Raw genomic sequence first — 15,370 nt, 5'->3', positions numbered from 1 at the left:
CGAATCCCTCCGCCCCTGCCAGATTTTAAGTTCAAAGCGAAGACCGGTCGCAATTAGGATTAAAGAATGAGCGCAAATAACGAGACGCAGAGCAGTTCATTAAACAGCTTGAAATGGATAATCACTATCGCCTTGCTAGTTGTAGCTATCGGCGGTAATCACTACTACGCAGAAGAAATCTCAGTACTCTATCGCGCTATTGGCGTTGTCGTATTAGTGGGACTGGCTGGCTTTTTCGCTAGCACCACAATTAAGGGCAGAAAGTTTGTGTCTTTCGCTAAAGAAAGTCGCACTGAGGTTCGCAAAGTCGTTTGGCCTTCTCGTCAGGAAGCAACTCAAACAACGCTTATCGTTGTTGTCGCGACCGTTATTGTTGCGTTAATTCTTTGGGGTCTTGATGGCATCCTTGTGCGTGTCGTTGGCTTCTTAACCGGATTGGAGATTTAAACTATGAGCGATAAGAAACGTTGGTACGTCGTACAGGCTTTTTCCGGTTACGAAGCTCGTGTTGCTGAATCTCTAAAAGAACACATCAAGCTGCATGGCATGGAAGACAAATTCGGTGAAATATTAGTACCGAAGGAAGAAGTCGTAGAAATGCGCGGCGGCGTACGTCGCAAAAGCGAACGTAAGTTTTTCCCAGGCTATGTACTGGTCGAAATGGTCATGGACGAAGATTCATGGCATTTAATTAAGAGCGTTCCGCGTGTCCTCGGCTTTATCGGTGGCACAAGTGACCGCCCAACGCCTATTTCTAAAAAAGAAGCAGACGCTATTCTTGACCGCTTGCAGGACTCTGCGGACAAGCCGAAGCCGAAAACATTGTTTGAACCGGGTGAAGTGGTTCGTGTTACCGACGGTCCGTTTGCTGACTTTAACGGAACTGTTGAAGAAGTTGATTACGAGAAAAGTCGCGTAACGGTTTCCGTCTCTATCTTTGGCCGTGCAACTCCGGTCGATTTAGAGTTTGGTCAAATCGAGAAGTCGTGATCAAAAAATCATCAATCTGGCATTGATCAACGGCGCGAATTCACTTATAATTCGCGTCCTTTTTTAACGGGGAGCCGATTGAGTAACTTTACTCTGAAAAGTTACGAGGCGTTAAACCCACAACAGAGGAAATAATCATGGCGAAGAAAGTATCAGCCATTATCAAATTACAGGTAGCTGCTGGTTCAGCTAACCCGTCACCGCCAGTTGGTCCTGCTTTGGGTCAGCACGGTGTAAACATCATGGAATTCTGTAAAGCATTCAACGCGCAAACAGATAGCCTGGAAAAGGGCGCACCTGTGCCTGTTGAAATTACAGTATTTGAAGATCGTTCATTCACGTTCATCACGAAAACGCCTCCTGCGTCTTTCTTGCTTAAGAAAGCAGCGGGTATCAAGAGTGGTTCTGGCGAGCCTAATACCAAGAAAGTTGGTACTGTGACTCGTGCGCAATTAGAAGAAATTGCAAAAACTAAAGAACCAGACCTTACTGCTGCCGACATGGACGCAGCTGTACGCACTATCGCCGGCTCTGCTCGCGCGATGGGCTTGAACGTGGAGGGCTAATCGATGGCTAAATTAACAAAACGCGCTCGCATGATCGCAGAGAAAGTTGAAGCCCGCGATTACGACGTGAATGAAGCAATTGCACTGTTGAAAGAACTAGCAACAGCAAAATTCACTGAAAGCGTTGATGTTGCAGTAAACCTTGGCATCGATGCTCGAAAATCTGACCAAAACGTTCGTGGCGCGACTGTATTACCAAACGGTACAGGTCGTGACGTTCGCGTTGCAGTCTTTACTTCTGGAGACAATGCAGACAAAGCGAAAGAAGCGGGTGCTGACATTGTTGGTATGGAAGACTTAGCAGAACAAGTTAAGAAAGGTGAAATGAACTTCGACGTTGTCGTAGCATCACCTGACGCAATGCGTGTTGTTGGTCAATTAGGTCAGATCTTAGGTCCTCGTGGCCTGATGCCTAACCCGAAAACAGGTACTGTAACTCCTGACGTAGCAACAGCGGTTAAAAACGCTAAAGCGGGTCAGGTTCGTTATCGCAACGACAAAAACGGTATTGTTCACGCAACAATCGGCCGTGTTGATTTCGATGACGCGAAATTGAAAGAAAACCTTGATGCATTATTAGGCGCTCTTAAGAAAGCTAAGCCTTCTTCTGCAAAAGGTGTTTACTTTAAACGCATCAGCTTATCTACAACGATGGGCGCTGGTGTAAGCATTGACCAGGGTACAGTTAGCGCTGGTTAATTAAGGTTTATGGGTTGGAGCTGCCGTTTGTCATGCTCAAAAGGCAACAAACAAGGCTCCCGTCCAAGACCGTAGGTGTACCGCGAGAATTTCAGTAGTATCGAATAGCGGCACTTAATTTCCTACGCAGATGGTGATATCCGACTCAGGCTCTCTGGGTAGAGAATCACCGTGACAACGCGGTGGAGGTAACTCCACCTAATTGTAACGAGGAGCTTCGGCTCCAAATTGAAAACGAGGTGATATCAGTGGCAATTGGTTTAGCCGGAAAGAAAGCCATCGTTAAGGAAGTTAACGACGTTGCTTCGAATGCGCTAGCCGTCACCGTTGCTGAATATCGAGGCATCGAAGTTGCCGATATGACTGAGCTTCGTAAAAAAGCACGTGAGCAAGGCGTATTTCTGAAAGTTGTTCGAAATACTCTTGCTAAGCGCGCTTTTGAAGGTACTCAGTTCGACGACATGAGTGATGTACTAAAAGGACCTCTTGTTTATGGTTTTTCTATGGACGCACCGGGCGCTTCAGCTCGTTTGTTCAAAGACTTTGCCAAAGAGAACAAGAACCTGCAGGTTACAGCTCTGTCAATCGGTAATGGCATCATGGGTCCTGAAAAATTGGACGCAGTTGCTTCACTTCCGACTCGTGACGAAGCATTGGCTAAATTGCTCGCCACCTTCAAAGAACCTGTTAGCAAGTTCGTTAAAACAGTTAACGAAGTACCTAGCAAGTTCGTTAGAACGTTGGCAGCAATTAAAGACGCTAAATAATACGTTGGTTTTTTAACCATTTTTTGTAATTATCAACCCAGGAGTTTAGAGTAATGGCTCTGACTAAAGACGATATCTTAAACGCGATCGCTGAAATGCCAGTAATGGAACTGGTTGAACTGATCGAAGCAGCTGAAGAAAAATTCGGCGTTGACGCATCTGCAGCAGTTGCAGTAGCAGCTGGTCCAGCAGCAGGCGGCGAAGCAGCAGCTGAAGAGAAAACTGAATTTGACGTAATGCTGAAAGGCGCTGGTAGCAACAAAGTAGCTGCTATCAAAGCTGTTCGCGGCGCAACTGGCCTTGGCTTGAAAGAAGCTAAAGCTATGGTTGAGTCTGCACCAGTTGCAGTCAAAGAAGGTGTTAGCAAAGACGAAGCTGAAGAGCTGAAAAAGCAGCTTGAAGAAGCTGGTGCGGAAGTTGAAGTTAAGTAAGTCGACTTTTGTACAAAATATGGCTCTTTAGGGCCTTGGGCTGGTGGTTAAATAACCACCAGCCTTTTTGCGCTGTATTGCTTGTATCATTTTTGCCCGAGGTTGGGATACAAGTTTTGCAAAAACAACACGGGATCGACAGATAAAAGATTCATCTGTCTTAACCATCGAACCACTCGTTGGTTAGGGTCATCAATCAGCTAGCTGAGGAACCCCATGGCGTACTCCTACTCTGAGAAAAAACGTATTCGTAAGGACTTTGGTAAACGACCGCAGGTCTTAGAAGTGCCTTATTTGCTGTCTATGCAGCTTGATTCATTTAAGAAATTTATTGAAGTCGATCCAGATGCCAATAATGGTCTGGAAGCGGCTTTTCGTTCGGTTTTTCCTATTGCCAGCTACTCAGGTAATGCGGAACTGCAGTACGTCAGTTATCACATGGGTGAGCCGGCATTTGACGTTGAAGAATGTCAAATTCGTGGTATTACCTACTCAGCCCCTCTGCGTGTGAAACTGCGTCTGGTCCTGTTTGATAAAGAAGCAGCAGCCGGCACGGTTAAAGACATTAAAGAGCAAGAAGTGTACATGGGCGAAATTCCGTTAATGACAGAAAACGGAACCTTCGTTATCAATGGCACAGAGCGAGTTATCGTTTCTCAGCTCCACCGCTCTCCGGGTGTCTTCTTTGACCATGACAAAGGTAAATCACATTCGTCAGGTAAAGTTCTGTATAACGCGCGAGTAATCCCATATCGTGGCTCGTGGTTAGACTTTGAGTTTGATCCTAAAGACAACGTGTTCGTTCGTATCGATCGTCGCCGTAAATTACCGGCGTCTATTATTCTTCGTGCACTAGACTACAGCACCGAAGAAATGCTCGATATGTTCTTCGAAACAACCTACTTTGAAATCTTGAAGACCAAAGTCAAGATGGAGTTGGTGCCTGAGCGTCTTCGCGGCGAAACTGCGAAGTTCGACATCAAAGGTGCTGATGGCGAAGTATTGGTTGAAAAAGGCCGTCGTATTACCGCACGCCATATTCGTCAGTTAGAGAAGCTGGACATTAAAGAAATGGACGTGCCGACTGAGTACATGGTCGGAAAAGTATTAGCAAAAGACTACGCCGATAAGAAAACTGGCGAAGTTATTGGTCACGCAAATGACGTATTAACGCTTGAGTTAATCGCGGCATTGAGCGAAGCCGGTATTAAGAAAATTGAAACGCTGTTCGTGAATGATTTGGATCACGGTCCTTACATGAGCGAAACGCTGCGCGTAGATTCAACCACAAACCGTTTGGAAGCGTTGGTAGAAATTTATCGTATGATGCGTCCAGGTGAACCGCCAACTCGCGAAGCAGCAGAAGCGTTATTCGACAACTTGTTCTTCAGCGAAGAGCGTTACGACTTATCGACCGTTGGTCGCATGAAGTTTAACCGCCGTTTAGGTCGTGATGACTTAAGTGGTGATAATACGTTGTCGAAAGAAGACATTATCGATGTCATGAAGAAGCTTATCGAGATTCGTAACGGTCTTGATGAAGTGGATGATATCGATCACTTGGGTAACCGCCGTATTCGTTCGGTTGGTGAAATGGCGGAAAACCAATTCCGTGTTGGTCTTGTACGTGTTGAGCGTGCCGTTAAAGAGCGTTTGTCTCTTGGCGATTTAGACAACACCATGCCACAAGACCTGATTAACGCGAAGCCAATCAGCGCTGCCGTGAAAGAGTTCTTTGGCTCAAGCCAACTGTCTCAGTTCATGGACCAAAACAACCCGTTGTCAGAAGTCACGCACAAGCGTCGTATTTCTGCATTAGGTCCGGGCGGTTTGACGCGTGAACGAGCAGGCTTCGAAGTTCGAGACGTACACCCGACTCACTATGGTCGCTTGTGCCCAATCGAAACGCCGGAAGGACCGAACATCGGCCTTATTAACTCGCTGTCGAGCTTCTCAAGAACGAACGAGTACGGTTTCCTTGAGACGCCTTACCGTCGTATTGAAAATGGTGTCGTTACTGACGATGTCGACTACTTGTCAGCCATTGAAGAAGGCAACTATGTTATCGCTCAGGCGAACGTAGCGCTTAACGACAAAGGTGAGTTGACCGAAGACTTAGTGCCTTGCCGACATAAAAACGAATTTACACTGATGAGTAAAGAGCAAGTTCAGTACATGGACGTTGCTCCTCAGCAAATCGTGTCAATTGCAGCAAGCATGATTCCATTCCTTGAGCACGACGATGCTAACCGTGCTTTGATGGGGTCAAACATGCAACGTCAGGCGGTACCAACACTACGTGCAGATAAGCCGTTAGTTGGTACTGGTATTGAGCGCACTATCGCAGTCGACTCGGGTGTTACCGTTGTTGCTAAACGTGGTGGTGTTGTTGATTACGTCGATGCGAGCCGCATCGTAGTTAAAGTAAATGAAGAAGAAATGGTGCCGGGCGAAGCGGGCATCGACATTTACAACTTAACTAAGTACACACGCTCTAACCAAAACACCTGTATTAACCAAAAACCAACGGTTAATCCTGGTGAGCCGGTAACCCGTGGCGACGTATTGGCAGATGGTCCATCGACAGACTTAGGTGAATTGGCATTGGGTCAAAACCTACGTGTCGCGTTCATGCCGTGGAATGGTTATAACTTTGAGGATTCAATCCTTATCTCTGAGCGGGTTGCGCAAGAAGACCGTTTAACCACTATTCACATTCAAGAACTGAACTGTGTTGCTCGTGATACCAAGTTAGGTGCTGAAGAAATTACTTCAGATATTCCTAATGTTGGTGAATCAGCGCTTGGTAAGCTTGATGAAGCTGGTGTTGTATACGTTGGTGCCGAAGTTAAAGGCGGCGACATTCTGGTTGGTAAAGTCACGCCAAAAGGCGAAACGCAGCTGACGCCGGAAGAGAAGCTTTTGAGAGCAATCTTTGGTGAGAAGGCGTCGGACGTTAAAGACAGCTCGCTGCGCGTTCCTAACGGTGTTAACGGTACAGTTATCGACGTGCAAGTCTTTACTCGCGATGGCGTTGAAAAAGATAAACGTGCAGTTGCTATCGAAGAGATGCAACTGGCGAAGGTTAAGAAAGACCTGACAGAAGAATTTAAGATTCTTGAAGAAGGTATCTACAACCGTGCGCGCAACTTGCTATTAGCTAATGGTTTCGATGAAGCTAAATTAGCGAGCATGGACCGTAAAAACTGGTTAACTCAGGACTTAGGTTCTGAAGACGCTCAAGCGCAATTAGAGCAAATTGCCGAGCAGTACCAGCAAATTAGTGACGATTTCGATACTAAGTACGAGAACAAGCGCCGTAAAATCACTCAAGGTGATGATTTAGCGCCTGGCGTACTGAAAATCGTAAAAGTTTACTTAGCGGTCAAACGTAGCATCCAGCCAGGTGACAAGTTAGCTGGTCGTCACGGTAACAAAGGTGTTATCTCTACTATCATTCCGGTTGAGGACATGCCTCACGATGATGAAGGTAACCCAGTAGATATCGTTTTGAACCCGTTGGGTGTACCGTCGCGGATGAACATTGGTCAGGTGTTGGAAACACACTTGGGTATGGCTGCCCGCGGAATTGGTAGCAAAATAGACAAGATGCTGAAGCAACAGCGCGCAATTAAAGATCTGCGTGACTTCTTACAGCAAGTCTATGACTTAGGTGAATGCCGTCAGAAAGTCGACATCAGTGAGTTCTCTGATGACGAAGTGATGCGCTTAGCAGGTAACCTGAAAGCAGGCCTGCCAACCGCAACACCGGTATTTGATGGTGCGGTTGAAGAAGAAATTAAAGAGCTTCTTAAGCTGGCAGATTTACCTGAGTCAGGTCAGATACCGCTGTTTGACGGCCGCACAGGTGAGAAGTTTGAGCGTGATGTGACTGTTGGTTACATGTACATGCTGAAACTGAACCACTTGGTCGACGACAAGATGCACGCTCGTTCTACCGGCTCTTACAGCTTGGTAACTCAGCAGCCATTGGGTGGTAAAGCACAGTTTGGTGGTCAGCGCTTCGGTGAAATGGAAGTCTGGGCATTAGAAGCATACGGTGCTGCATACACCTTGCAGGAAATGTTGACGGTTAAGTCGGACGACGTAAACGGTCGTACGAAGATGTACAAAAACATTGTCGACAACAACCTGCAAATGGAAGCGGGTATGCCAGAGTCGTTCAACGTATTGTTGAAAGAAATTCGCTCTCTGGGCATTAATATCGAGCTGGAACAGAACTAAGCGTCTGTTGCTGGAATTACTGGGGGAGTGATGTTCACTCCCCATAGGTTGAACTCCGACAGGAGATAAATCGTGAAAGACTTGTTGAAGCTTTTAAAGCCGACGAATCAAGCAGACGAATTTGACGGAATTCGTATTGCTTTGTCTTCGCCAGATATGATCCGCAGTTGGTCATACGGTGAAGTCAAAAAGCCGGAAACTATTAACTATCGTACGTTCAAACCAGAGCGTGACGGTTTGTTCTGTGCGCGTATCTTTGGTCCGGTAAAAGACTATGAATGTTTGTGCGGTAAGTACAAGCGTTTGAAGCACCGCGGTGTTATTTGTGAGAAGTGTGGCGTCGAAGTCACCTTAACCAAAGTACGCCGTGAACGTATGGGCCACATTGAACTGGCGAGCCCTGTTGCGCATATCTGGTTCTTAAAATCACTGCCATCACGTATTGGTCTTATGCTTGACATGACTCTGCGTGATATTGAGCGTGTATTGTATTTTGAATCTTACGTAGTTACTGAAGGCGGCTTAACGTCTTTAGAGCAAGGTCAGATTCTGACAGAAGAAGAATATCTAGACGCTTTAGAAGAACATGGCGATGAGTTCGACGCAAAAATGGGTGCCGAAGCGGTGCTTGATTTATTGCGTGCTGTCGACATTGACGCTGAAATCCAAACGTTGCGCGAAGAGTTACCTGAAACCAACTCTGAAACAAAACGTAAGAAAATCAGCAAGCGCCTGAAGTTGTTAGAAGCTTTCCAGATGTCTGGCAACAAGCCAGAGTGGATGATTCTGAAAGTATTACCAGTACTACCACCAGACTTACGTCCGTTGGTACCGCTGGATGGTGGTCGATTCGCAACATCAGACTTGAACGACCTGTATCGCCGCGTTATTAACCGTAATAACCGTCTGAAGCGCCTGTTAGATTTGGCGGCTCCGGATATTATTGTGCGTAACGAGAAGCGTATGCTTCAGGAAGCGGTTGATGCCTTATTAGATAATGGTCGTCGTGGTCGTGCTATTACCGGTTCTAACAAGCGTCCTCTGAAATCTTTGGCAGATATGATCAAAGGTAAACAGGGTCGTTTCCGTCAGAACTTGTTGGGTAAACGTGTTGACTACTCAGGCCGTTCGGTTATCACCGTTGGTCCTAAGTTACGCTTGCACCAGTGTGGTCTTCCGAAGAAGATGGCTCTGGAACTATTCAAGCCGTTTATTTACGGCAAGTTGGAGCGTCGTGGTTTAGCAACAACCATTAAAGCAGCTAAGAAAATGGTTGAGCGCGAAACTGCAGAAGTTTGGGATGTACTTGATGAAGTCATCAAAGAACACCCAGTACTGCTTAACCGTGCACCGACACTTCACCGCTTAGGTATTCAGGCGTTTGAGCCGGTACTGATTGAAGGTAAAGCCATTCAGTTGCACCCATTGGTCTGTGCGGCTTATAACGCCGACTTTGACGGTGACCAAATGGCTGTTCACTTGCCGCTGACTTTGGAAGCTCAGTTAGAAGCTCGTGCGTTGATGATGTCAACCAACAACGTACTGTCGCCAGCAAGTGGTGATCCAATCATCGTACCTTCACAGGACGTTGTATTGGGTCTTTACTACATGACCAAGGAAAAAATTAACGGTAAAGGCGAAGGCATGATGTTCAAAAGCCCGTCTGAAGCTGAAAAAGCTTACCGTAACGGTGATGTAGAGCTGCATTCACGCGTTAAAGTGCGTATTACGGACACAACCGCTGACGAAGACGGTAACCGTACGACTAAAACTGCGGTACGTGATACAACCGTAGGTCGTGCATTATTGTCCTTAATTATGCCTGAAGGTTTGCCGTTTGAGCTTATCGATCAGGCTATGGGCAAAAAGCCTATCGCACGCATGTTGAACCAGGCTTACCGTAACCTTGGTTTGAAAGACACAGTTATTTTTGCTGACCAAATCATGTACACCGGTTTCCATTACGCGATGGTTTCAGGTGCGTCGGTTGGTATCAACGACATGGTTATTCCTGAAGCTAAGAAAGAAATCGTTGCAGCGGCGGAAGAAGAAGTTGCAGAAATTCAGGAACAGTTCGAGTCGGGCTTGGTAACTGCTGGTGAGAAGTACAACAAAGTTATCGATATCTGGTCAACCGCTAACGAGAAAGTCTCGAAAGCAATGATGGATAACTTATCGAAAGAAATTGTCACCAATAAAGACGGCAAAGAAGAAGAGCAAGCATCGTTTAACTCTATCTTCATGATGGCTGATTCAGGCGCTCGTGGTAGCCCTGCACAGATTCGTCAGTTGGCCGGTATGCGTGGTCTGATGGCGAAGCCGGATGGCTCAATCATTGAAACGCCTATCGTTGCGAACTTCCGTGAAGGTCTGAACGTACTTCAGTACTTCATCTCGACTCACGGTGCTCGTAAAGGTCTTGCGGATACGGCACTGAAAACAGCGAACTCAGGTTATCTGACTCGTCGTCTGGTCGACGTCTCTCAAGACGTGGTTATCATGGAAGAAGACTGTGGCACGCACGACGGTCTAATAATGAAGCCATTAATTGAAGGTGGTGACGTTGTAGAACCATTACGTGAGCGCGTACTAGGCCGGGTCCTTTGCGATGATGTTCTGAAGCCGGGCAGCGAAGAGGTTCTGTTACCGCGTAACACGCTCCTTGACGAAAAGAATTGTGACATTCTCGAAGAAAACTCTATCGATGAAGTTAAAGTTCGCTCGGTAATTACCTGTGACACAGACTTTGGTGTTTGTGCGCACTGTTACGGTCGTGATCTGGCTCGTGGCCACATGGTTAACCAAGGTGAAGCGGTTGGTGTTATCGCGGCACAGTCAATAGGTGAGCCGGGTACACAGCTGACCATGCGTACCTTCCACATTGGGGGTGCGGCATCGCGTGCAACAGCTGAAAACAGTGTACAAGTTAAAAACTCAGGTAGTATAAAGCTGCACAACGCGAAGTGGGTTGTAAACAGCGATAAAGAGCATGTAATTACTTCTCGTTCGACTGAGTTGACACTTATCGACGAATACGGTCGTGAGCGCGAGCGTTATAAGGTACCTTACGGTGCGGTATTGAAAAAAGGTGAAGGTGATGCAGTTGAAGGCGGCGAGACTGTCGCTAACTGGGACCCGCATACTCACCCAATCATTACCGAGGTGGAAGGTCGTATCAAGTTTGTCGACTTAATTGACGGCGTTACTATGACGCGTCAAACCGACGAGCTGACAGGTCTTTCAAGCATTGTAGTACTGGAAACTGGTCAACGTACCAGTGCTGGTAAAGACATGCGCCCAATGGTTAAATTGGTTGACGGTAAAGGTAACGACGTGAACATCGCCGGTACCGATATTCCTGCGCAGTACTTCTTGCCAGGTAACGCTATCATCAACCTGGAAGATAACGCCGAAGTTAAAGTCGGTGATACCTTGGCGCGTATTCCGCAAGAAGGTTCGAAGACTCGTGATATTACCGGTGGTCTTCCGCGCGTTGCTGACTTGTTTGAGGCGCGTCGTCCGAAAGAGCCTGCAATTCTTGCAGAGAAGACAGGTACGGTATCATTTGGTAAGGAAACCAAAGGTAAGCGTCGCTTAATTATCACACCAAACGATGGTGCCGAGCAGCACGAAGAGATGATTCCGAAGTGGCGTCAGCTTAACGTGTTCGAAGGTGAACAGGTTGAGAAAGGTGAGGTTATCGCCGATGGTCCGGAAGCACCACACGATATCCTGCGTCTGCGTGGCGTAAGTGCTGTAGCAAACTACATCGTGAACGAAGTTCAGGAAGTTTACCGACTACAGGGTGTTAAGATTAACGATAAGCACATCGAAACGATTGTTCGCCAGATGTTGCGTAAAGCGTTAATTCTTCGCGCAAATGATACCAACCTGCTGGAAGGCGAAATGGTTGAAATGGCGGAAGTTCTTGCAGCAAACGCAAAAGCGGAAGCCGAAGGCAAAACGCCAGCAACCTTCGAGCGTCAGCTGTTGGGTATCACTAAAGCGTCACTGTCGACAGAATCGTTCATTTCTGCGGCCTCGTTCCAGGAAACAACGCGTGTTCTGACCGAAGCAGCAGTAGGCGGACGTAAAGACAGTCTGCGTGGTCTGAAAGAAAACGTTATTGTGGGTCGATTAATTCCGGCAGGTACCGGTTACTCGTATCACAAAGAACGTATGCAGCGTCGCCTCGACGAGTTACAAGTTGATGAAGAACCATCAATGACTGCAGAGCAAGCTGAGCAACAGTTAGCGGATGCTCTTAATGCAGGAAACGAGTCACCAAAAGACGATTCTGCTGAATAAACAAATACGCTTTTAGCCTATTTGTACAGAAGCCAGTACTAATAATAGTGCTGGCTTCTTTTTTATAACCTTGACAGGTGAAAATATGACCATTAGAATTTCGGCTCCCGATTTTCGGGATCCGGCTTTGTATGGTCGGAAAAAAGCGATTTTTCACGCACATTGTGTGCGCTAAAAAGCGACATCAACTAAACTAGGAGTAATGAATGGCAACAGTTAATCAGCTGGTGCGTAAAGGCCGTCAAAAGCCCGTTGTGAAAAGCAACGTTCCGGCTCTTGAAGCGTGCCCTCAAAAACGCGGAGTATGTACCCGTGTTTACACCACAACCCCTAAGAAACCGAACTCTGCAATGCGTAAAGTTTGCCGTGTTCGTTTAACCAACGGTTACGAAGTATCTTCGTACATCGGTGGTGAGGGACATAACTTACAAGAACACTCAGTCGTACTGATTCGTGGCGGTCGTGTAAAAGACTTGCCAGGTGTTCGTTACCACACCGTTCGTGGTGCACTTGACTGTTCAGGTGTTAACGATCGTAAACAAGGCCGTTCTAAGTACGGCGCGAAGCGGCCTAAGTCTTAACGGTTCTCCGTTAGTAAGGCCAAACTTTGTACGTTTTGGGTAATACCCTGAATTAATCGGAGAATATTGAGATGCCAAGAAGACGCGTCATAGGTCAACGTAAAATCCTGCCGGATCCTAAGTTCGGATCAGAGTTGTTGGCTAAGTTTATCAATGTCGTCATGGTTGACGGCAAAAAAGCAGTCGCTGAAAAGATTATCTACGGTGCACTGGACATCCTGGCAGAGAAGTCAGGCAAGGGTCATCTGGACGTTTTTGAAGATGCACTAGAAAACGTGCGTCCTACCGTCGAGGTTAAATCTCGTCGCGTTGGTGGTTCTACCTACCAAGTTCCAGTTGAAGTTCGTCCGGTACGTCGTAACGCACTGGCTATGCGCTGGTTAGTTGATGCAGCGCGCACCCGTGGTGAAAAATCAATGTCGCAGCGTCTGGCAGCTGAAATGCTAGATGCATCAGAAAATAAAGGGTCAGCTGTGAAGAAACGTGAAGACGTTCACCGCATGGCTGAAGCAAACAAAGCGTTTGCTCACTATCGCTGGTAAATTCACAGTTAACCTAGAAAGGAGTTTATTGTGGCTCGAGAAACATCAATTGAGCGCTATCGTAATATCGGTATCTGTGCTCACGTAGACGCCGGTAAAACGACGACCACAGAGCGTGTACTTTATTACACGGGTCGTAGTCACAAAATCGGTGAGACTCACGATGGTGCGTCTACAACTGACTGGATGGAGCAAGAGCAGGAACGTGGTATCACTATCACCTCAGCAGCTGTAACAAGCTTCTGGGAAGGTATGGACCGCCAATTTCCTCAACACCGTATCAACATTATCGATACTCCGGGACACGTTGACTTCACTATCGAAGTAGAACGTTCTTTGCGAGTTCTTGATGGTGCTATCGTTGTTCTGTGTGCATCTTCAGGAGTTCAGCCTCAAACAGAAACTGTTTGGCGTCAAGCGAACAAATACGAAGTACCTCGTATGGTATTCGTCAACAAGATGGACCGTGCTGGTGCTGACTTCATGTCAGTCGTTGATCAAATGAAAACTCGTTTGAACGCGAACGCAGTACCAATTCAGATTCCAATCGGTGCAGAAGACGAGTTCAAAGGTGTCGTTGACCTTATCAAAATGAAGGCTATCAACTGGAGCGAGAACGACATGGGTATGACATTTACCTATGAAGACGTTCCTGCTGACCTTCAAGATCAAGCAGACGAATTGCGCACTGAGTTAGTTGAAGCTGCGGCTGAAGCTGACGAAGAGCTGATGGAAAAATACCTTGAAGAAGGTGAGTTAACTGAAGAAGAGATCAAACGCGGTCTTCGTAAAGCGACTTTGGCAAATGAAGTTGTTTTAGTTCAGTGTGGTTCAGCCTTCAAAAACAAAGGTGTTCAGGCAATGCTGGATGCGGTAATCGAGTTCTTACCGTCACCAACCGAAGTTAAGCCTATCACTGGTATTTTGGATGACGATGAAACTGAAGGTGTTCGTAAGTCAGACGACAAAGAACCTTTCTCAGCTTTGGCGTTTAAAATCGCAACCGACCCATTCGTTGGTACCTTAACCTTCGTTCGCGTATACTCAGGTGTGCTTAACCAAGGTGACGGTGTCGTCAACCCTGTTAAGAACAAGAAAGAACGTATCGGCCGTATGGTACAGATGCACGCAAATGACCGTCAGGAAATTAAAGAAGTTCGTGCTGGTGACATTGCTGCACTAATTGGTCTTAAAGACGTAACTACTGGTGACACGCTGTGTGATCCAAACAACAAGATCATTCTTGAGCGTATGGAATTCCCAGAGCCAGTTATCTCTGTTGCGGTAGAGCCAAAAACTAAAGCTGACCAAGAAAAAATGGGTATTGCTTTAGGTAAGTTGGCAGCAGAAGATCCGTCGTTCCGTGTTAAAACGGACGAAGAATCTGGCCAAACCATCATCTCAGGTATGGGCGAGCTTCACTTGGATATCATCGTTGACCGTATGAAACGTGAGTTCAAAGTTGAATGTAACGTTGGTCAGCCTCAGGTTGCATACCGTGAAGCAATCCGTAAGGCGGTTGAAGTCGAAGGTAAATTTGTACGTCAATCAGGTGGTCGTGGTCAGTTCGGTCATGTATGGCTGAAACTTGAGCCAATGGCTATCGAAGAAGATGAAGACGGCGAAGACATTACTTACGAATTCGTTAACGAAATCGTTGGTGGTGTTGTACCGAAAGAGTACATCCCAGCTGTAGATAAAGGTGTTCAAGAGCAGATGGAGCAGGGTGTATTAGCTGGCTACCCAGTATTGGGTGTTAAAGCAACTCTGTATGATGGCTCTTACCACGACGTTGACTCGTCAGAAATGGCGTTTAAGATCGCTGGTAGCATGGCATTTAAGAAAGGTGCAATGCAGGCAGACCCAGTACTTCTGGAACCACTGATGAAAGTGGAAGTTATTACTCCAGAAGAATCTATGGGTGACGTTGTTGGCGATTTGAACCGTCGTCGTGGTTTGATTGAAGGCATGGAAGAAGCGCCAGGTGGCTTGAAAGCTGTTAATGCAGTTGTTCCACTGTCTGAAATGTTCGGTTACGCAACTGACTTGCGTTCACAAACTCAGGGTCGTGCATCTTACTCGATGGAATTCCTGAAGTATGGTGAAGCACCAAACAACATCGCTGAAAAAGTGATGGCTGAGCGTAACGCTAAAGATTAAGTAAGGTCTGGTCCGGTCTTACACAGGACCGGGCTTTCAACTTAAATTTGAGGATATATCATGTCTAAAGAAAAATTTGAA

At 46.7% G+C, this 15,370-nt stretch carries 11 protein-coding genes; all 11 read left to right on the top strand.

Going from position 1 to position 15,370, the window contains the following annotated elements:
- Positions 1-66 precede the first annotated feature (66 nt).
- Positions 67-447, top strand: coding sequence for a preprotein translocase subunit SecE (secE, locus tag CWI73_RS12460; protein WP_053953122.1), 381 nt, complete (start codon positions 67-69; stop codon positions 445-447).
- 3 nt (positions 448-450) lie between these two features.
- The gene (gene nusG / locus CWI73_RS12455) at positions 451-990 is read left to right on the top strand and encodes a transcription termination/antitermination protein NusG (protein ID WP_126753074.1); all 540 of its coding nucleotides are present in this window, start codon (positions 451-453) and stop codon (positions 988-990) included.
- A gap of 137 nt (positions 991-1,127) precedes the next feature.
- Positions 1,128-1,556: a 50S ribosomal protein L11 gene (gene rplK, locus CWI73_RS12450; protein WP_011233603.1), complete on the top strand. Its 429-nt coding sequence runs from the start codon at positions 1,128-1,130 to the stop codon at positions 1,554-1,556.
- A 3-nt stretch (positions 1,557-1,559) separates the two neighbouring features.
- On the top strand, positions 1,560-2,255 hold the full coding sequence (gene rplA, locus CWI73_RS12445) for a 50S ribosomal protein L1 (RefSeq protein ID WP_053953120.1): 696 nt from the start codon (positions 1,560-1,562) through the stop codon (positions 2,253-2,255).
- Between the two features lie 248 nt (positions 2,256-2,503).
- Entirely contained in the window at positions 2,504-3,022 is a 519-nt protein-coding gene (rplJ, locus tag CWI73_RS12440; protein ID WP_058576827.1) for a 50S ribosomal protein L10, read from the top strand.
- Between the two features lie 53 nt (positions 3,023-3,075).
- A complete protein-coding gene (rplL, locus tag CWI73_RS12435; protein ID WP_053953118.1) occupies positions 3,076-3,453 on the top strand; it encodes a 50S ribosomal protein L7/L12 in 378 nt (125 codons plus the stop codon).
- Positions 3,454-3,669: 216 nt separating this feature from the next.
- Positions 3,670-7,698 carry a DNA-directed RNA polymerase subunit beta gene (gene rpoB, locus CWI73_RS12430; protein ID WP_126753073.1) on the top strand — a complete coding sequence of 1,343 codons (4,029 nt, stop codon included), beginning with the start codon at positions 3,670-3,672 and terminating at the stop codon, positions 7,696-7,698.
- A 72-nt stretch (positions 7,699-7,770) separates the two neighbouring features.
- Positions 7,771-12,006, top strand: a complete 4,236-nt coding sequence (rpoC, locus tag CWI73_RS12425) for a DNA-directed RNA polymerase subunit beta' (protein ID WP_126753072.1) — start codon at positions 7,771-7,773, stop codon at positions 12,004-12,006.
- 206 nt (positions 12,007-12,212) lie between these two features.
- A complete protein-coding gene (gene rpsL, locus CWI73_RS12420) occupies positions 12,213-12,587 on the top strand; it encodes a 30S ribosomal protein S12 (RefSeq protein ID WP_006956845.1) in 375 nt (124 codons plus the stop codon).
- A gap of 71 nt (positions 12,588-12,658) precedes the next feature.
- Entirely contained in the window at positions 12,659-13,129 is a 471-nt protein-coding gene (rpsG, locus tag CWI73_RS12415; RefSeq protein ID WP_126753071.1) for a 30S ribosomal protein S7, read from the top strand.
- 30 nt (positions 13,130-13,159) lie between these two features.
- Entirely contained in the window at positions 13,160-15,289 is a 2,130-nt protein-coding gene (gene fusA, locus CWI73_RS12410; RefSeq protein WP_126753070.1) for an elongation factor G, read from the top strand.
- Positions 15,290-15,370 lie beyond the last annotated feature (81 nt).

The sequence above is a fragment of the Idiomarina piscisalsi genome, from assembly GCF_003987095.1.
GTDB lineage: Bacteria > Pseudomonadota > Gammaproteobacteria > Enterobacterales > Alteromonadaceae > Idiomarina > Idiomarina piscisalsi.
Note: the sequence above shows the minus strand (reverse complement) of the source record. Positions and strands in the feature narration are given on the sequence as shown.